General features: G+C 63.7%; 18 protein-coding genes. 8 read left to right on the top strand and 10 right to left on the bottom strand.

The annotated features are described in order from the left end of the window. Entirely contained in the window at positions 1–1188 is a 1188-nt protein-coding gene (locus LB547_RS03200) for an ABC transporter permease (protein ID WP_140498924.1), read from the bottom strand. Positions 1189–1265: 77 nt separating this feature from the next. On the opposite strand from LB547_RS03200, the gene dgcA reads away from it, so the two are divergent. Then, entirely contained in the window at positions 1266–2249 is a 984-nt protein-coding gene (gene dgcA / locus LB547_RS03195; protein ID WP_140515276.1) for an N-acetyl-D-Glu racemase DgcA, read from the top strand. Here dgcA and LB547_RS03190 read toward each other — a convergent pair. Then, positions 2220–3434, bottom strand: coding sequence for an MFS transporter (locus tag LB547_RS03190; protein WP_140515275.1), 1215 nt, complete (start codon positions 3432–3434; stop codon positions 2220–2222). The genes dgcA and LB547_RS03190 overlap by 30 nt on opposite strands. Positions 3435–3563: 129 nt before the next feature. Beyond that, a complete protein-coding gene (locus LB547_RS03185) occupies positions 3564–4346 on the bottom strand; it encodes a UDP-2,3-diacylglucosamine diphosphatase (RefSeq protein ID WP_181167324.1) in 783 nt (260 codons plus the stop codon). Positions 4347–4496: 150 nt separating this feature from the next. Here LB547_RS03185 and LB547_RS03180 point away from each other — a divergent pair, with 150 nt between their 5' ends. From LB547_RS03180 to LB547_RS03170, 3 genes are all read left to right on the top strand, one after another. Continuing rightward, positions 4497–5276: an SDR family oxidoreductase gene (locus LB547_RS03180; protein ID WP_140557802.1), complete on the top strand. Its 780-nt coding sequence runs from the start codon at positions 4497–4499 to the stop codon at positions 5274–5276. Positions 5277–5437: 161 nt separating this feature from the next. Then, positions 5438–7762, top strand: coding sequence for an NADP-dependent malic enzyme (locus LB547_RS03175; protein ID WP_140498933.1), 2325 nt, complete (start codon positions 5438–5440; stop codon positions 7760–7762). A gap of 78 nt (positions 7763–7840) precedes the next feature. Continuing rightward, positions 7841–9037: a DUF2865 domain-containing protein gene (locus LB547_RS03170; protein WP_140761923.1), complete on the top strand. Its 1197-nt coding sequence runs from the start codon at positions 7841–7843 to the stop codon at positions 9035–9037. On the opposite strand, the gene gltX is transcribed toward LB547_RS03170, so the two are convergent. Next, positions 8955–10328, bottom strand: a complete 1374-nt coding sequence (gene gltX / locus LB547_RS03165) for a glutamate--tRNA ligase (protein ID WP_140761831.1) — start codon at positions 10326–10328, stop codon at positions 8955–8957. The two genes, LB547_RS03170 and gltX, sit on opposite strands and share 83 nt — an antisense overlap. Before the next feature lie 199 nt (positions 10329–10527). Then, positions 10528–12333, bottom strand: coding sequence for an ABC transporter ATP-binding protein (locus tag LB547_RS03160; RefSeq protein ID WP_140557805.1), 1806 nt, complete (start codon positions 12331–12333; stop codon positions 10528–10530). On the opposite strand from LB547_RS03160, the gene LB547_RS03155 reads away from it, so the two are divergent. Then, positions 12230–12505, top strand: coding sequence for a hypothetical protein (locus LB547_RS03155; RefSeq protein WP_181170939.1), 276 nt, complete (start codon positions 12230–12232; stop codon positions 12503–12505). The genes LB547_RS03160 and LB547_RS03155 overlap by 104 nt on opposite strands. Positions 12506–12708: 203 nt before the next feature. On the opposite strand, the gene LB547_RS03150 is transcribed toward LB547_RS03155, so the two are convergent. The 3 genes from LB547_RS03150 to LB547_RS03140 form a co-directional block, all read right to left on the bottom strand. Further along, a complete protein-coding gene (locus tag LB547_RS03150; protein WP_140557807.1) occupies positions 12709–13122 on the bottom strand; it encodes a GNAT family N-acetyltransferase in 414 nt (137 codons plus the stop codon). Between the two features lie 49 nt (positions 13123–13171). After that, entirely contained in the window at positions 13172–14848 is a 1677-nt protein-coding gene (locus LB547_RS03145) for an NAD+ synthase (RefSeq protein ID WP_140761834.1), read from the bottom strand. Positions 14849–14910: 62 nt separating this feature from the next. Then, entirely contained in the window at positions 14911–15627 is a 717-nt protein-coding gene (locus LB547_RS03140; protein WP_140761837.1) for a DNA-3-methyladenine glycosylase I, read from the bottom strand. An 87-nt stretch (positions 15628–15714) separates the two neighbouring features. On the opposite strand from LB547_RS03140, the gene LB547_RS03135 reads away from it, so the two are divergent. Together LB547_RS03135 and LB547_RS03130 are read left to right on the top strand one after the other, a co-directional pair. Further along, positions 15715–16275, top strand: a complete 561-nt coding sequence (locus LB547_RS03135) for a DUF1003 domain-containing protein (RefSeq protein ID WP_140498947.1) — start codon at positions 15715–15717, stop codon at positions 16273–16275. Beyond that, positions 16272–16859, top strand: coding sequence for a DedA family protein (locus tag LB547_RS03130; protein ID WP_140498949.1), 588 nt, complete (start codon positions 16272–16274; stop codon positions 16857–16859). The genes LB547_RS03135 and LB547_RS03130 overlap by 4 nt, the downstream gene beginning before the upstream one ends. Before the next feature lie 22 nt (positions 16860–16881). Here the strand turns inward: LB547_RS03130 and LB547_RS03125 are convergent, their stop codons facing one another. Together LB547_RS03125 and LB547_RS03120 are read right to left on the bottom strand one after the other, a co-directional pair. Continuing rightward, positions 16882–17241: a diacylglycerol kinase gene (locus LB547_RS03125; protein WP_140557810.1), complete on the bottom strand. Its 360-nt coding sequence runs from the start codon at positions 17239–17241 to the stop codon at positions 16882–16884. Between the two features lie 77 nt (positions 17242–17318). Continuing rightward, positions 17319–17738, bottom strand: a complete 420-nt coding sequence (locus LB547_RS03120) for a GFA family protein (RefSeq protein WP_140560904.1) — start codon at positions 17736–17738, stop codon at positions 17319–17321. A 326-nt stretch (positions 17739–18064) separates the two neighbouring features. On the opposite strand from LB547_RS03120, the gene LB547_RS03115 reads away from it, so the two are divergent. Continuing rightward, entirely contained in the window at positions 18065–19135 is a 1071-nt protein-coding gene (locus LB547_RS03115; protein ID WP_140761840.1) for a GGDEF domain-containing protein, read from the top strand. The last annotated feature ends 21 nt before the right edge of the window (positions 19136–19156 follow it).

Below are 19156 nucleotides of genomic sequence, written 5' to 3'. Positions count from 1 at the left end.
TCAGAACTCGATCGCTGCATAGAACATGGCGAAAAGCCCGTCGAGGATGATGACGACGAAGATCGATTTCACCACCGAGGCGGTCACGTGCTGACCAAGCGATTCGGCGCTGCCGCCGACCTTCATGCCCTCGACCGAGGCGATGGTGCCGATGATCATGGCCATGAACGGCGCCTTGATCAGGCCGGCGAAAATGGTGCTGAGGTCGATGGCAACGCGCAGCCGATCGATGAAGGCGGCGGGTGCGATGTCGGAATAGAGCCAAGCCGCGAGGATACCGCCGCCGAGTGCGGCAAAATTGGCGATGATGGTCAGGCAAGGCAGGGCGATCACCAGCGCCACCAGGCGCGGAAAGACCAGCACGCCGATGGGGTTAAGCCCGATGACCTTCAGCGCATCCACTTCCTCGCGCATCTTCATCGAGCCGATTTCGGCGGTGATGGCGCTGCCCGAGCGGCCGGCGATCATGATTGCCGTCATCAGCACGCCGAGTTCGCGCAGGATCAACACGCCGACGAGGTCGACGACGAAGATGTCGGCGCCGAAATAGCTGAGCTGGTAGGCGCCCTGCTGGGCAACGATGGCGCCGACGATCGCCGACATCAGCACCACCACCGGAATGGCTCCGACGCCCATGCGGTCGATCTGGTTGAAGATCGCCGCCGGATTGACGGCATGGCCGCGGCCGAGCTTCATCTGCGCGCCACGGATCGTGGCGCCCAGTATGTTCATCGAGGCGAGAAAATCGTCGCGCATTTCGTAGACGCGGCGGCCGACCGCCTCCAGCGTGCGAATGACGATGTTGGGCGGCCCGACCGGCCCCGATTCGGGCTCGCGCCGCACCGCATCGCCGACCGCGCCGAGCAGGATCGAGGCAACGTCGCTCTGGCCCTGCAACCTGACCTCGACGCCCTTCTTCTCGAAAGCGCTGACCAGGCGGTCGATCAGCCAGGCGCCGGCGGTATCGATCTTCTCGATATGCGAAAGATCGAGCGCCAAGGTATTGAAACCGCTCCGTTTCTCGATTTTGCGCATCTCTGCGTCGATCGCGGCCACGGTGCGCGTCGTCCAGATTCCCGAGAAGGCGCAGCCGAGAACGCCTGCTTCCTCACCGACCGACACGCGCGGTTCGTGGTCAGCCTCCGAGGCGGTCTTGCCGCTTGCGTCGCGCTTGCCGATGGTCAACATGGCGTCCTGTTTAGCCTGACGGGTCCGGCCTTGTCGATTTGCCGACGACCCTTCTCGCACAGCCGGAGCAGAAAATTATGGCGCGTGTCATTTCGGTCGAGGCCGAGCGTTTTCCAATCGCCGGCACCTTCACCATTTCGCGTGGTTCGAAGACCGAAGCCGAAGTGATCACCTGCACGATCAGCGAAGGCGATTACACGGGCCGTGGCGAATGCGTGCCGTACAAACGCTATGGCGAGACCATGGACGGGGTTCGCGCCGCGATAGAGGCCATGCGCGGGCAAATCTCTGCTGGCATGGACCGGACAGCCCTGCTCGGCGCCATGCCGGCAGGCGCGGCGCGCAACGCCATCGATTGCGCCTTGTGGGACCTGGAAGCCAAGATCAGCGGCAAGGCGGTGGCGGACGTAGTCTGGCCGGCTCCTTTGCATCAGCTCGAGACGGCCTACACGCTGTCGCTGGGCGAACCCGAGGCGATGGCGGCGCAGGCCCGTGCCAATGCGGCGCGGCCGCTGCTCAAGGTCAAGATCGGCGGCGACAACGACATCGCGCGCATCCGCGCCGTCCGGCAGGCCGCGCCCGACAGCCGCATCATCCTCGACGCCAACGAGGGCTGGAACGATGACACCATCGCCGCGAACCTCGCCTTTGCCGCCGAGCAAGGCATCGCGCTTATCGAACAGCCGCTGCCGGCGGGCCATGACGGCATCCTGCGCCACATCGCGCATCCGGTGCCGATCTGCGCGGACGAGAGCGTGCATGAGGCGGGGGATCTGGCCGCGCTCGCCGGTCTCTACGATGCCGTCAACATCAAGCTCGACAAGTCGGGCGGGCTGACGGCGGCGCTCGTGCTGCGCGACCGCGCCCGCGAACTGGGTTTCGGCGTCATGGTCGGCTGCATGGTCGGCACGTCGCTGGCGATGGCGCCGGCGGTGCTGCTCGCCCAGGACGCCGATTTCGTAGACCTCGACGGACCGCTGCTGCTTGCGCGGGATCGTGTGCCCGGCCTCGCCTATGAGGGATCCTTGGTTTCACCGCCCGATCCGGCGCTTTGGGGCTGAGCGCGCCGCGAGTCCGACCAGCACCAGGCCGATGATCGCGATCGGGATCATGGCCAGGAAGCCGTCGACCCCGAAACGGTCGTAGAGCGGGCCGGAGGCGAGCGTCACGGCGGCCATGAAGAAGCCGTTGAAGAAATAGGCGATGCCCTGTGCGGCACCGGTGCGCTCTTCCGAGACCGTTTCGCCGATCATTTTCTGCAGGCCGATCAGCACCATGGCCACCGACACCGAATGCAGGGTCTGGACGCCGAAAAACCCGGCGACGCCGAGGCCAAGCGGCCAGATCAGCGGAAAGGCGATCCAGCGCACGACCGCGCCGATGCCGGCAATCACCATCACCCTGACGACCGACACGGAGGCGAATATGCGGTTGAAAAACACGAACATGCAGACTTCGGCCACCACGCCCCACGCCCACAGAAGCCCGACGACGGTGTCGCCGATGCCGATCGACTTCCAGTAGATCGACACGAAGCCGTAAAGGAAGGCGTGGCTGGCGGTGAGGATGCCGACCCCGAGGGTGAAATAGACGAAATAGGCATTGAAGAGGCTCGGCGCCGAATGCTGGATCTCCGCGGCCGAAAGCGGTGAGGCAAGGCGCGGCCGCCCAAGGCGCGGCGCAAGCAGCGCGGCAACGAGCGCGGCACCCAGTGCCGCGAAAATGATCGCCGGGACGGCTTGCGCCCCTGCCGCGGTCAGGATGAAACCACCGGCCACGTTGGCGCAGAGATAGGAGATCGAACCCCACTTGCGCATGCTGGTGTAGTTGGAGCCGAAGCGGCGCACGCCCGAAAGCGCGAGCGAATCGGCCATCGGCGAATGCGGTGTCCATACGATCGTCAGCGCCAGCGACACCGCAAGCACGACGGCGTAGGAGGCCGGCAGAAAATAGCCGGCGGAAATGATCATCGATGCCGCGACGAGCGCGATATAGACGTCGGCGCGGTCCCTCGCCCGGTCCGCGAGCGCGGTGAGCAGCGGCGTCGTCACGACGCGCAGGAACATCGGAGCCGCCAGGATGACGGCGATCTGCTCGGCGTGAAAACCTTTCGCCTGCAGCCACAGCGGGAAGTAAGGCAGATGCGTGCCCTGCGACACGAACAATGTCGCGAAGATCAGGCTCATGCGCAGTTCGAAATGGCGAGGCTTGACGAGCTGTTCGGGTGAAAGCGGCGGCAGCGGCATGAATCGATCCAATAACGCTGCCGTCCACGAACGGCGAGCAGTGTGGATTGACCCTTAACATGAGGAAAAACCGGACGAAACCGATTGGCCTAATCGATTAACACCGGAATCTGTGCCTGGCACCCGCAGTCAGGCGGCCTGCACCACCCGGTCCTCGATCAGCATCGGGATGAAGGGTTCGTCCGGCGCGTCGGGCAAGACATGCGCCCAGGTCAGGATTTCCATCCGGCCGTCGAAATGTTCGACCACCGCCGTGCAGCTTTCCACCCAGTCGCCGGTGTTGATGTACTGGACGTCGCCATAGCTTTCGATCGCGGCATGATGGATATGGCCGCATATGACGCCGTCGACATGCGAGCGCCGCGCCTCGTCGCTGAGCACCATCTGGAACGAGCCGATGAAGTTCACCGCCTTCTTGACCTTGACCTTGGCCCAGGACGAAAACGACCAGTAAGGCAGGCCGAGCAGCTGGCGCAGCCGGGTGATCACACGGTTGACCTGCATGGCGGCGTCGTAGGCGTGGTCGCCGAGATAGGCGAGCCAGCGCTGATTGTGCACGACCGTGTCGAACTGGTCGCCATGAATAACGAGCAGCCGCCTGCCGTCGGCGGTTTCGTGAATGGCGCGGTCGGCGACGACGATGCCGCCGAAATGCACGCCCTGGAACTGGCGGGCGAATTCGTCGTGGTTGCCGGCGATGTAGGTGATGGTGGCGCCCTTTCGCGCCTTGCGCAGCAATTTCTGCACGACGTCATTGTGGCTCTGCGGCCAGTGCCAACTGCGCCTCAGGCGCCAGCCATCGACGATATCGCCGACGAGATAAATGATGTCGGCATCGTGATGTCTAAGGAAATCGATCAGGAAATCGGCCTTTGCCGCCTTCGACCCGAGATGGACGTCGGAGATGAACATGCTGCGGAACGTGCGGGGCTCTTGGCCGGACATCGCGAATTCACCGTTGCTTTCGCGAGCCTATGCCCCGATTCATGCAACAACCGTATGACGGTTGCGATTGGTCCAGCCCAAGAGCTAGCCTGCCGGCGAATCACAGGAGAAATCGTCATGGATCTCGGCATCCGCGGAAAGAAGGCCATCGTCTGCGCTTCGAGCAAGGGGCTCGGAAAAGGCTGCGCCATGGCGCTGGCCGAGGCTGGTTGCGACGTCGTCGTCAACGGGCGCAACGCCGAGCTGGTGGCCAAAACCGCTGCGGAGCTGCGCGAGCGTTACGGCGTGACCGTCACGGAAGTCGTCGGCGATGTATCGAAGCCCGAGGTGCAGAAGGCGCTTCTCGCCGCTTGCCCCGAACCCGACATACTGGTCAACAATAATGGCGGCCCGCCGCTGCGCGATTTCCGCGAGCTCGATCGTGCCAAGATGCTCGAAGGCGTGACCCAGAACATGGTGACGCCGATCGAGCTGGTGCAGGCGGTGATCGACGGCATGGCCGTGCGCGGTTTTGGCCGCATCGTCAACATCACTTCGCTATCGGTCTATGTCCCCATCCCCGGCCTTGATCTGTCGTCCGGCGCGCGCGCCGGCCTGACCTCCTTTCTTGCCGGCGTGGCGCGCACGGTGATCGACCGCAACGTGACCATCAACAGCCTGCTGCCCGGCAAGCTGGATACCGACCGGCTGCGCGGTCCGCACGAGGCCGGCAGCGTTGAAGACCCGACCGCGGCAGCCGCCCGCAAGGCGCGCATCAGTGCCGACGTGCCGGCCAAGCGGCTCGGCACGCCGGAGGAGTTCGGCCAGATCTGTGCCTTCCTGTGCTCGGTCCATGCCGGCTACCTGACCGGCCAGAACATACCGGTGGACGGCGGCCTCTATGTCAGCGCCTTCTGAGACCCGGTAGCGCCGGCGCCGAAGAAATTCCGCTCAAACCCTTGAAATAGATCGCTTATCCCGGCTTCGTCGATGTGAATGGCGATTGCGTCATTTGGCGTCGCGAAAAATCTCGGCCGCATGCTAAGAAGGCGGCACGCAGGATCGCAGGGAGGCCCGGAATGAACGGCGAGAGCAAGAAAACGGCACGTTCGGACCTCGACGAAGCCGCGCTCTACTTCCACAAGCACCCGACGCCGGGCAAGCTCGAAATCCAGGCCACCAAGCCGCTTGGCAACCAGCGCGACCTGGCGCTCGCCTATTCGCCCGGCGTGGCGGCCCCTTGCCTCGAAATCCGCGACGATCCGGCGACCGCGGCCGACTACACGGCGCGCGCCAATCTGGTCGGCGTCGTTTCCAACGGCTCGGCCGTGCTCGGCCTGGGCAATATCGGCCCGCTCGCTTCCAAGCCGGTCATGGAAGGCAAGGCGGTCCTGTTCAAGAAATTCGCCGGCATCGACGTCTTCGACATCGAGATCGACGCGCCCGAGATCGAGCGCATGGTCGAAACGGTGGCGGCGCTGGAACCGACATTCGGCGGCATCAACCTCGAGGACATCAAGGCGCCGGAATGCTTCGAGGTCGAAGAGCGACTGAAGGCCCGGATGGGCATACCGGTTTTCCATGACGACCAGCACGGCACCGCCATCATCGTCGCCGCCGCAGTGCTCAACGGCCTGGAATTCGCCGGCAAAACCATTGCCGACATCAAGATCGTCACTTCGGGCGCGGGTGCGGCGGCATTGGCTTGCCTCAACCTGCTGGTCTCGCTCGGCGCCAAGGTCGAGAACATCTGGGTCACCGACCGTTTCGGCGTCGCCTATAAGGGGCGCACGGATGAGATGGACCGCTGGAAAGACCCTTATGTGAAGGACACGGAGGCGCGCACGCTGGCCGACGTCATATCGGGCGCAGACGTGTTCCTCGGGCTTTCGGCCGCCGGCGTGCTGAAGCCGGAATTGCTCCAGCACATGGCGCCGAAGCCATTGATCCTGGCGCTGGCCAATCCCAATCCGGAAATCATGCCGGAAGTGGCGCGGGCGGCGCGCCCCGACGCGATGATCTGCACGGGCCGGTCCGATTTTCCAAATCAGGTCAACAACGTACTGTGTTTTCCTTACATCTTCCGCGGCGCGCTGGACTGTGGCGCCAGCGCCATCAATGAGGAGATGAAGATGGCCGCGGTGCGGGCCATCGCCGCCCTTGCCCGCGAAGAACCTTCGGATGTCGCCGCGCGCGCCTATTCCGGCGAGACGCCGGTGTTCGGACCCGAATTCCTGATCCCCTCGCCCTTCGATCCGCGCCTCATCCTGCGCATCGCCCCGGCCGTCGCCAAGGCGGCCTGCGACACCGGTGTCGCGACAAGGCCGATCAGCGACTTCTCCGCCTATATCGACAAGCTCAACCGCTTCGTCTTCCGCTCCGGCCTGGTGATGAAGCCGGTGTTCTCGTCGGCCAAGGCGTCGAGCGCCAAGCGCGTCATCTATGCCGACGGCGAGGACGAGCGCGTGCTGCGCGCCGCGCAGGTGGTTTTGGAGGAAGGCATCGCCGAGCCGATCCTGATCGGCCGTCCGCACGTCATCGAGGTGCGATTGAAGCGCTACGGACTGCGCATCAAGCCCGGCGTCGACTTCGGCCTGATCAACCCGGAGGACGATCCGCGCTACCGCCATTACGTCGACCTCCTGATCGAGCTGGCCGGCCGGCGCGGCGTGACGACGGAGGCCGCGCGCACCATGGTGCGCACCGACAACACGGTGATCGCGGCCCTCGCATTGAAGCGCGGCGACGCCGACGCCATGGTCTGCGGCCTCGAAGGGCGTTTCGAGCGGCACCTGCGCAACGTCACGCTGATCATCGGGCCACGAACCGGCATCAAGGACCGGGATCTGTCGACGCTGTCCATGCTGATCTCGCAACGCGGCATCATCTTCCTGACCGACACCCACGTTTCCGTCGACCCCACCGCCGACGAGATCGCCGAAATGACCGTGCTGGCGGCCGAGGAAATCCAGCGCTTCGGCATCGAGCCCAAGGCGGCGCTGCTGTCGCATTCGGATTTCGGCTCGCGCGATTCGCCGAGTGCGCTCAAGATGCGGCAGGCGGCGGCGATCCTGGCGCGCATCGCGCCCGAGCTGCAATGCGACGGCGAGATGCATGCCGATTCCGCGCTGTCGGAACATCTGCGCCAGCGCGTCTATCCGCATTCGCGTCTGAAGGGCGAAGCCAATCTCCTGGTGTTCCCCAACCTCGATTCCGCCAACATCACGCTGACAGCGCTCAGGACCATGATGGATGCCCTGCATGTCGGCCCGATCCTGCTCGGCACTGACAAGCCGGCGCATATCCTGACGCCCTCGGTGACCTCGCGCGGCGTCGTCAACATGACAGCGCTTGCGGTGGTCGAGGCCGCCCACAAGGCGCAGGCTGTCGTCGATCTGGGCTGAACGCCGATTCGGGGGTAAACTGCGGTTTAACCACGAGCACGTAGCGTGCGGCGGAACAATCAGGCGGGTTTCGGGCGGATGATGGGCGAAGGGTGGAAGCAGGCGCATCTTGCCGTGCTGCTTGGCCTGCTGCTTTCGGGCGCCGCCGTTTCCGAGCCGCAGGCTGCCTCGCGTATCTGCCGCCAGCTCGAGGCCGATCTTGCCGCGACTTCGCGCGGCAGTGGCGGTCCGGCCCTGATCCGGAAATATGATGCCGCGATCGACCGGCAACGCGAGCAGATTTCAAAGGCGCGCGGCCAGTCCAGCAGCGCCGGCTGCGGCTTCTCCCTGTTCAGCCGCAATGTCAGCCAATGCGCCGGGTTCAACGCCACCATCGAGCGCATGAACGCCAATCTCGATAGCTTGCAGGCCAAGCGCGCCCGCCTCGCCGGCGGCGGTTCACGGCGTGATCGCGCACGCATCCTGGCCGCGCTCGACACCAATGGCTGCCGCGGGGACGCGGTGGCGCCGCGCCGCGAACCTCCGCGCGAAGCGAAACGGGAACAAGGCAACAGCAATCTGTTCGACCAGCTGTTCGGCGGCAACACACGCCGGCTCGATACGCTCGACCAGTCTGACGATCCCGGTGAAGAGCGCAATGTCCGCCGCGTGCCAGGCCGGTCCGGCATACCGGACTTTCCGGGCGTCGGCGGCGAGTTCCGTACCACCTGCGTGCGCACCTGCGACGGCTACTTCTTCCCGATGTCCAATGCCGCCTCGGTCGGCGATTTCGAGCGCGACCAGAAGAACTGCGAATCGAGCTGTCCCGGCACCGAGATCCAGGTCTTCTATTCGCGCGGCATGGGCGACGATTCGGCCGACATGACATCGTCTGTCACCGGCCGGCCCTACAGCGAGCTGCCGACGGCCTATCTTTACAAGCAACCCAATGTGTCGCGGCCGCCGGCCTGCGGCTGCAACGCCGCGCAGAACTTCCAGATCATCGGCGGCAATCCGCCAAGCCAGCAACAGTCGCGGCCGCGAACGGAGGGCGCCCCGTTCATTCCGGTGCCTGCCTCCAAACCCGATCCAGGTGCCGATCCCGAGACGCTGGCAAACGCCGCCGGCGGGCTGGACCGCGACACCATCAAGCGGCTTGCGGTCAAACCGGTCACATCGCCGGTCTCGGTGTTGCCGCCGGAACAGCGGAAGGTCAGGGTCGTCGGGCCAACGTTCCTTCCCGACCCATCAGCGGCAATAGATCTGCAAGCTCCGGTCCCGAAGTCAGTCCGGTAAGGGCGAGCCTCAGCGGCATGAACAGCGCCTTGCCCTTGCGGCCGGTCGCTTCCCTGATCCTGGCTGTCCAGTCCTTCCAGACGGTCCCGTTCCAAGGCTCCTCGGGCAGCAGATCGATGGCCTGGTGAAGAAAATCTCGATCGGCGTCGGAAAATTCCGGCTTCTCCTGCGGCCCTTCGCGCAGGATGCGCCACCAGCCGACAGCATCGGCCAGCCTGTCGAGATTGCCGCGCACAGCCAGCCAGAACGGTTCCGCCTGCTCGCCCGATATGCCGAGCACCACCAGCCGATTCTGCGCTTCGGAGAAGGGCATTTGGTGCAGCAGCGTCCGGTTGAGCACGAAAAGCTCGTCCGGATCGAACTTTGCCGCCGACTTCGAGGTCGCAGCCGGGTCGAAACGGCTGGCGAGTTCGGCCAGGTCGTGCGCGGCGGCGACATTCTCCGACGTGCCGACGAGCACGGCCAGCGATGCGACCGCCATCGGCTCGATGCCGTCCTCGCGCAGGCTTTCGATGGAGAGTGCGCCGGTGCGCTTCGACAGCCCCTCGCCCGACACCGTGGTTAGCAGATTGTGGTGGCCGAATTCCGGCGGCTCGGCGCCCAGCGCCCGGAACAGCGCGATCTGCACGCCGGTGTTGGTGACGTGGTCGTCGCCGCGAATGACATGGCTGACGCCCATCTCGATATCGTCGACGACGGATGGCAGCGTATAGAGATAGGTGCCGTCCTCGCGCACCAGCACCGGGTCCGACAGCGAGGCTAGATCGACGGTTTCCTGCCCGCGCACCAGGTCATTCCAATGGATTTCGGCGCGCTCCGGCTGCTGCGGATCGCCGGTGAAATTGGGCAGCAGGAAGCGCCAGTGTGGTCGGCGGCCATCGGCCTGATATTCGGCGATCTGTTCCGACGTCAGCGTCAGCGCCTCGCGGCCATAGACCGGCGGCAGGCCGCGCGTACGGCGCACCTTGCGCCTGAGGTCGAGCTCCTCCGGCGTTTCATAGCAGGCATAGAGAACGCCCGACGCCTTCAGCCGCTCGACCGCCGCGTCATAGATCTCGAAGCGACGCGACTGGTATTCGGTGGTGTCGGGAAAGATGCCAAGCCAATGCAGGTCGTAAAGGATGGCGTCGGAAAATTCCTGCTTCGAGCGCGCGACATCGGTGTCGTCGAAGCGCTGGATGAAGCGCCCCTTATGGTTCATGGCGAACAGCCAGTTGAACAGGGCGGTGCGCGCATTGCCGATATGGATGCGGCCTGTCGGCGAAGGGGCGAAACGAACGGTAACTGTCATGAGCGGGGCGTACCGGATGCTTTTGTGATTGACAAGACGCGCCCCCGTGCCGTGCCGCAGACATAGAACATGGCGCAAGCAATGAAAAGACTTGGCGGACGCGGCTCCGCCAGCAATCGCATGTCCCGCGCCGCCCGCCCGTCAGGCCGCCGGCGCCTGATGGGATGGCCTCCGGGCCAGAGCCGGAGGCCATCCCCGATCAGGTGACAAGTCCCTTGGTCAATTCGAGCGCCTGGCGCTCGAACAGGCGGCGGTAGATGCCGCCCGGCAGCCGGATCAGCGCGTCATGCGAGCCTTCCTCGGCGATCTTGCCGCGATCGAAGACCAACAGCCTGTCGAGCGCCCGCACCGTCGAAAGCCGGTGCGCGATGACCAGCGTGGTGCGGCCGACCATCAGCCGCTCCATCGCCTGCTGGATCAGCACCTCCGATTCTGAATCGAGGCTCGACGTCGCCTCGTCCAGGATCAGGATGCGCGCATCGGCGAGGAACGCGCGTGCGATCGCCACGCGCTGGCGCTCGCCGCCCGACAGCTTCACGCCGCGCTCGCCGACGAGCGTGCCGTAGCCCTTCGGCAGGTTGACGATGAAGTCGTGCGCGCTCGCCAGCTTTGCCGCGTGCTCGATCTCGGCCTGCGTGGCGCCGGGTCGGGCATAGGCGATGTTTTCGGCCAGAGAGCGGTGGAACAGGATCGGCTCCTGCTGCACGATGGCGATCTGCGCGCGCAGCGACGCCTGCGCCACCTCCGAAATGTCCTGGTCGTCGATCAGGATCCGGCCGGCGTTCACGTCATAGAGCCTCTGGATCAGCTTGACGAAAGTCGTCTTGCCCGACCCGGAATGGCCGACCAGCCCGACCCGCTCGCCCGGCGCGATATCGACCGAGAAATCGCGATAGAGCGGCGAACGGTGACTGCCATAATGGAAGGTGACGTCGTCGAAGGCGATGCCCCCTTGCGTGATGCGGATCGGTCCGGCGCCGGGCCGATCCTCGATGCCGAGCGGTTCGGACTGGAAATCGACCAGTTCCTCCATGTCGTTGATCGAGCGCTGCAGGTTGCGGATATGCGTGCCGATATCCCTGAGATAGCCTTGCAGGACGAAGAAAGAAGTCAGCACGAAGGCGACGTCGCCGGCCGTTGCCTGCCCCCACGACCACAGCATCAGCGCCAGGCCGATGACCGCCGCTCTCATCACCAGCAGCAGCACCCCTTGCGTGGTGCCGTTGATGGTGCCGCGCACCCAGGTCCGCCGCGTGCGGGCACGCCATTTGGCGACGACCTTCGCAAGCCGGTTCTCCTCGCGCTCCTCGGCGCCAAACCCCTTGACCACGGCGTTGCAGCTCACCGCGTCGGCCAGCGAGCCGCCAAGGCGCGTGTCCCAGGTGTTGGCGAGCCTGGCCGCCGGCGCGACATAACCAAGCGACAGCATCGCCGTGACGGCGATGAACAGCACCGAGCCGGCGGCGACAACCGCTCCCATCAGCGGCCAGAACCAGCCCAGCAGCAGCGTCGAGCCGACCAGCATGACGACCGACGGCAGCAGCGCGATCAGGATCGTGTCGTTGAGCAGGTCCAACGCCCACATGCCGCGCGTCACCTTGCGCACGGTCGATCCGGCGAAGCTGTTGGCGTGCCAGTCGGTGGAAAAGCGCTGGACACGATGGAAGGCGTCGGCGGCGATGTCGGCCATCATCTTCAGCGTCAGTTCGACGATACCCATGAAGGCCAGATTGCGCAGGACGACACCTGCCAGCGCCAACGCCATCAGCATGGAAAACGCGGTCATCGCGGCATTCCAGGCGATCTCGTCGGCGCCGGCGCTGCTGGCGACGGCATCGACCAGCCGGCCGGAATAGAGCGGCGTCAGCACATCGGCCAGCGTCGACAGCAGGAAACCAGCCATGATCAGCGAAAGCCGCCAGGGCTGGCGCCGCCAGTGGGTGAAAGTAAAGCCAAGAACGCTGCGAAAGGCGCTCGCGCGCAAATCGATTCGAAAACGAGCCATGATGTCATTCGGGCGCAAAAGCCCGATCCCGGTAAGGTCGAAAATGAAAAAACCGCGCAAGGGGCTCAATGCCCAGGAATGCGGAGGTTCGGTTATGAATGGCCGCTTGCCCGAAGGCGGCGACCGGCATCGGCAAAGGCCTGTTCTCGATCCGGCTTCGTTCCGAGGGTGAAAACCCTGCGGCGCGCCGGTCGGGACCTAGGCTTCGCGGCCTCGCATAACGATGTCAAATCCTGGCATTCGGTCCTCCCTAAAGGGAATCGCGGAGAGGCCCTTATAGAGATGCCGCATCGCATCGCCAAGGCTGGCGGTCACCAAAAACGGCATCTGGCCCAAGCACTGGGATAAATTTGCAACAACGGCAATGGCGCTTTTTCAGGGGATCGGCTTACGATCGAGGCGCATGTACCGGCCATCCGTCGATGCCTTGAATCCCAGTCTTTCATAAACCCCATGCGCGTCGTTGGTCGACAGGCTCCAGTGCGAAACGCTACCGAGCTCGGGATGATCGATCAGCGCCCGTACCAGCCGCGAGCCGATGCCCTGCCCGCGATGCTGCGGCCAGACGATGATATCGGCCAGATAGGCAAACACCGTGCGGTCGGTGATCGCCCTGCCGAATCCCACCTGGCTGCCGTCGATATAAGCCGCGGCGCAGAGCGAATTGGCAAAGGCGCAGCGGTGCGTTTCGTCGCTGCGCCCGCCGCCCCAATAGCTTGCCATCAACAGGTCGGATGTCGCCCTGAAGTCGATCCGTGACAGATCGAAGCTGATCTCACAGTCAGGCATCGCTACCCCTCGCCTGCGGCATGACGCGAATTTCGGCCGGAAACGGTGTCTAGCCGCGGTCCCTAAACCGGTTGGTGATGGGATAACGGCGGTCGCGGCCGAAATTCTTCCTGGTGATCTTCACGCCGGGCGCCGCCTGCCGGCGTTTGTATTCGGCGACGTAGAGCAGGTGCTCGATGCGCGTCACCGTCGCCCGGTCATGGCCGCGCGCGACGATGTCGTCGACGCCCATCTCGTTCTCGACCAGGCATTCGAGGATGTCGTCCAGCACCGGATAGGGCGGCAGCGAATCCTGATCGATCTGGTTCTCGCGCAGTTCCGCCGACGGCGCCTTGTCGATGATGTTCTTCGGGATCACCTCGCCCGACGGTCCGAGCGCGCCCGGCGGCACGTGGCTGTTGCGCCAGCGCGACAGTGCATAGACCTGCATCTTGTACAGGTCCTTGATCGGATTGAAGCCCCCATTCATGTCGCCATAGAGCGTTGCATAGCCGACCGACATCTCGCTCTTGTTGCCTGTCGTAACCACCATCGAGCCGAATTTGTTGGAAATCGCCATCAGGATGGTGCCGCGCGCGCGGCTCTGCAAGTTCTCCTCGGTGATGCCTTCCTTGGTGCCTTCGAAAAGCTGCGTCAGCGCATGAAGGAAACCTTCGACCGGCTCGAAGATCGGCACGATGTCATAGCGGCAGCCGAGTGCGCGGGCACAGTCTTCAGCATCCTTGAGCGAATCCTTCGACGTATAGCGGTAAGGCATCATTACCGCGCGCAGCCGCTCCTCGCCCAGCGCATCGACGGCAAGGGCCGCGCAGATGGCCGAATCGATGCCGCCCGACAGGCCGAGCACGACGTTCTTGAAACCGTTCTTGTTGACGTAGTCGCGCAAGCCCAGCATGCAGGCGCGGTAGTCGGCCTCCTCCCGTTCGGGGATCTTCGACATCGGTCCTTCCGAACAGACCCAGTTTTCGCCCTGTCTCCTCCAGGTGGTGATGTCGACAGCCTCCTCGAACTGGCTCATCTGGAAAGCAAGCCGCTTGTCGGCACCTATGGCAAACGACGCGCCGTCGAAGATCAGCTCGTCCTGGCCGCCGAGCTGGTTTGCATAGATCATCGGCAGCCCGCATTCGATAACCTGGCGGATGACGACCTGGTGGCGCACATCGATCTTGGCGCGGTAATAGGGCGAGCCGTTCGGCACCAGCAGGATTTCCGCGCCGCTCTCGGCCAGCGTCTCGCAGACGCCGATGTCGCCCCAGATGTCCTCGCAGATCGGGATTCCCAGACGCACGCCGCGGAAATTGACGGGCCCCTGGATCTCCGGTCCGGCCTGGAAGACGCGCTTCTCGTCGAACTCGCCATAATTCGGCAGATCGAGCTTATAGCGCTCGGCGATGATCTTGCCGCCATCGGCGAAGACGATCGAGTTGTGGGTGCCGGTTTTGCGCTTCAGCGGCGTGCCGATGATGACGCCGGGACCGCCATCGGCGGTGTCGGCGGCAATCTCCTGCGCGGCCCGCTCGCAGGCCTTCAGGAAGGCGGGCTTCAGCACCAGATCCTCAGGCGGATAGCCGGCGAGGAAAAGCTCGGTGTAGAGCACGAGATCGGCGCCTTGACGCGCGGCATCCGCCCTCGCCTCGCGGGCCTTGGCGAGATTGCCGGCGACGTCGCCGACTGTCGGATTGAGCTGGGCAACGGCGATGCGCAGTATGTCGGGCTTCTTGGTCATGCTGCTGACTTAGCGCGGCAAAATTCGCCCCGCAATGGCGTTTGCTTGGGCCAATTTCGACATCAGTCGTTGCCCATATAGTCGCGCAGCGCCTGCGGCGAATGGTTCTCCCCGATCGACATCGCCAGGATGCGCGAAATGTGCCGGCGCGGCAGGCCGGTATCCGCAACCCAACGGTTGACCTGGGCCTGAATCTTGTCGAGATCCTTCTTCGACGTCGGGCTTTCGGCGATATCGAGCCCGGCATCGCGAAGGGCGGCCGCCATGTCGGCCGAAATGACGAAGGCGTCCCAGCCCAGCCAGCGCAGGAAATACTGGCCGGTATTGCCGCCGAGCCGGCTCCCATGCTTGCCGAGATAGGCCATCAGCCCGACCTGGTCGTCGGCGGGCCACTCGGCGAGAAATGTGCCGAAGCCGCCATGCTCTTTTGACACGCGCTCGACGAAGGCAGCGTTGTCGAGAACGGATTTGATCTTCTGCGGATTGCGCACGATGCGCTGGTCGGATGCCAGTTCATGCCAGAAATCGTCAGGCTGGAACAGCAACCGCTTCGGCTCGAAGCGCAGGAACGCCTCTTCGAATCCGGGCCATTTCTGCTCGATGACGCGCCAGACGAAACCGGCGGCGAAGACGCGCTCGGCCATCGTCGACAGGATACGGTCATCGCCGATGTCGGCCACGGCGGCGTTGTCGGGAATCGGCCCGAGCAGCGAGACCAGTTCCTCCTCGCCACCCTTGCGCTTTGCGGCGCGAGCGCGAATTTTCTTGAAGTCGACCATAAGTCCCTCCGGTTCCCTCAATCTAGCACTTCCCGCGCGGGCCGGCAGCCTCTACCTCTATCGCCAGCCAAGCCCTTGGAGACGGCCATGAACAAGACGATCGACGATCTGGCGAACCGCTGGCTGAGACGAAAGCCGGACGGTCTCAGTGCCCTGGAGAACCGGGTGCTGCAGTCGACGCTCGAGCGCACCACGATCTCGAGGGACACCAACAAGGCCGTCGCCTTCCACCAGACCTTTGGCGACCGCCTTGCCGATAGCATCGCCCGCATCGGCGGTTCCTGGTCGTTCATCCTTGGCTTCATTGCCTTCCTGATCGTCTGGACATCAGCCAATGCCTGGCTTCTGGCGCGCGACGCCTTCGATCCCTACCCGTTCATCTTCCTCAATCTCGTCCTGTCCATGGTCGCGGCGCTGCAGGCGCCGGTGATCATGATGGCGCAGAACCGCCAGACCGAGCGCGACCGCATCGATGCCGCCCACGACTACGAGGTCAATCTGAAGGCCGAGATCGAGATCATGGCGCTGCATGAAAAGCTGGACGAAATGCGCCACGGCCAGATCATCGGCATGCGCGACGAGATCGTGCGGCTGACCGAACTGGTCAAGCGGATCGACGAGAGGCTGTCGCAGCAATCGCCGTCATGAGCGACGCGATCCATCATTTCATCGAACAATACGGGCTGATCGCCGTTTTTCTGGGCTGTGTCGCCGAGGGCGAGAGTGCCGCCATACTCGGCGGCTTCTTCGCCCATCAGCATATCTTCGTCCTCTGGCAGACTGTCGTCGTGGCAGCGCTTGGGGCCTTCGCCGGCGACACCTGCTTCTTCATCCTGGGGAGAAGTTTCGCGGACCATCGCTATGTCGTCGGGTTGCGCAAGCGGCCCGGCTTCCGCCGCGCCTATCGTCTGCTCAACACCCATCCCAACATCTTCGTGCTGTCGAACCGCTACGTCTATGGCATGCGCCTGGTCGGTGGCATCGCGGCCGGCCTGTCGAACATCGCAGCACCCCGCTTCATCGTCTTGAACGCCATTTCCTCGGCGGTCTGGGCGGTGCTGTTCAGCACCATCGGCTATGTCTTCGGGTTGGGCGCCGAGCATTTCATCGGCCAGGCGCTGCTTCGCCATGAGCGGATATTGGTGGGCCTGGCTATCGGCCTGGCCGTGGCCGTACTCGCCTGGCTCATCGCCCGCCATTTCGCCCGAAAGGAACGCGCCAGGGAAAACTGACCGCCGGCCGGCGGTCGAAAGCTCAGATCGGCAGCCCGACGATACGCTCGATGATCGCGATGCCCCAGACGCCGGCGACGATCGCCACGGAGATCAGTACCGCCAGCGAACCGCAGTCCTTGGCCAGCTGGATGTCGACATTGAATTCGCGGCTAAAGGCATCGCAGGCCGCTTCGATGCCGGTGTTCAGCACCTCGACCATGATCAGGAGCAGCACCGCGCCGATCAGCAGCGCGTAGCCGCGCCACGACACCGAAACGAACCAGCCGATCGGAAGGGCAAGGGCGAGCAGCGCCAGCTCCTGCTGGAAAGCTTTTTCAGTTGCAGCCAGCTTGCGGAACGCCCGCAGCGAGTTGAAATAAGCGTCGATCAGCCGCTGCATGCCAAACCCCTTTGCGAATCACCGGCACGGGATAAAGCAATGGCCCGATCAATGGAATAAGCTGGCTCGCCCAAAATTCATTCGTCGGCGACCTTCACCGATGGGGTCGACTTCTCGAATTGAGGCAGCGCGTCGTCGATCGAATAATAATCGCCCTTGTCACCCACGAATATGTGGCATTGGCCCTTGAGGCCTGTCGGTTCATCGAACGATCCCGCCAGAACCGAAACATAGGCGTCGTCCCGCGGTTTCCAGAAAAGCAGCGATCCGCATGTCTTGCAAAAACCGCGCCCGGCGAAGGCGGACGCCTCATACCAGGTGATGTTGTCGGCGCCGTCGATATCGATATTGGCGTCCGGGACATTGGTTGCGGCATAGAAATGTCCACTCTGCTTGCGACATTGCGAGCAATGGCAATAGATGACGCCGCGCAACGGCCCTCGTGTCCTGAAGCGAACCGCTCCGCAGAGACACGATCCCGTATGATTTTCACTCATCGCACCATCCCAAAAGAAATCGCTGCTGACAGGATCCCAGCTTTTCGGTGGCTGCGCGCAAGAAAATGCGACATGCATTTGGCGCGCTCGGGAATTGTTTGTTCACGGATGAAGGCGTGTAAAGCCGGAATCAGCGAAAAACAGGCCGGATTCAGCGGATTAAGGAAACTTTAGCGCTGCTGCATCTATGATCCTCGCAAGCGAAAGTCGTGAGTGGGGACGCGCCTTCTTCGCAAGATGGACTGGAATGGCCAGCGTTCCCCAGGTCGGCGACATTGGATGCCTGCGAATGCCGCAGCGTGTTCCCGGGGAAGAGTGAACAGAACATGCAGCCGGCAGCCGCCCAGAGCGAACGAAGCACCGATATTGCGAGCACTGTCCTGGCCACAATGCGCCAGCTCGGCGTGCTCGGCCTGCCACGCAACTACGAGATCTTCTACGAGGCCTTGAGCGGATCCAATCGCGAGCTCAGCCTTGCCGTCGTGTCGCTGAGCGGCCGACCGACACAGGACGACATCGACCAGATCGGACGCGCCTTCTTTGCCCAGAACCATGGCTCCGGCATCGTCGAGCATGCCAGGGAAGTCATCGCCAACGAACTCGAGGACATCGCTTCGCTGCTGAGGAGCGAGCGCAGCCACATCGAGAAATACGGCAGGATCCTCAACGAAACGTCGAGCGGACTCGGCAGAAACAGCCTGCTGTCGCCGGATGTTCTGCAGAAGATCGTCAACGCCATGGCGGTCGCCACCCATTCGACGATCGATCATGGCCGGCAAGTTGCCTCGACGCTCAGCGACAAGACCGCGGAACTGGAAAGCGTCAAGTCGAAGCTCGAGGAATACAAGCGCCTGGCCGACACCGACCCCCTGACGCAAATCTGGAACCGTCGCGCCTTCGACAAGGAAATCACCAGGATCTACAACAGCAACAAAGGCATCCTGTTCAATGCATTGATCCTCGCCGACATCGATCGGTTCAAGGACATCAACGACAGGTACGGCCATCCCGTCGGCGACAAGATCCTCCAGATCATCGCCGATATATTCCAGACCAGCATTCGCGCCGACATGTTCGTCGCCCGCACCGGCGGCGAGGAATTCGCGCTGATCGTCGAGGGCGCAAGCGAGGACGCCACCTACGAAATCGCCGAACGCATTCGCGCGCTGATCGAGCAGTCGCCTTTCACCAGCAGCCAGACCGGCATAAATTACGGCACCGTCACCGTCTCGATGGGAATCTGCATGGCATCCGAAGCCGAGGGCCCTGAAGACCTCTACAGCAAGGCAGACCGGGCGCTTTACCGCTCAAAGGTCAGCGGCCGTAACCGCGTGACCAGGCATTCGGCAATGGCGGGCCGCGCCGGCAAGAGCTGGCTGCTCTACAAGCAAGACTGATTTTTCGGCAGGAAGCGCTTT

The sequence above is a fragment of the Mesorhizobium sp. B264B1B genome (assembly GCF_020165765.1).
Classification (GTDB): domain Bacteria; phylum Pseudomonadota; class Alphaproteobacteria; order Rhizobiales; family Rhizobiaceae; genus Mesorhizobium.
The sequence above is the reverse complement of the archived record's forward strand: the minus strand, read 5'-3'. Positions and strand labels throughout refer to the sequence as shown.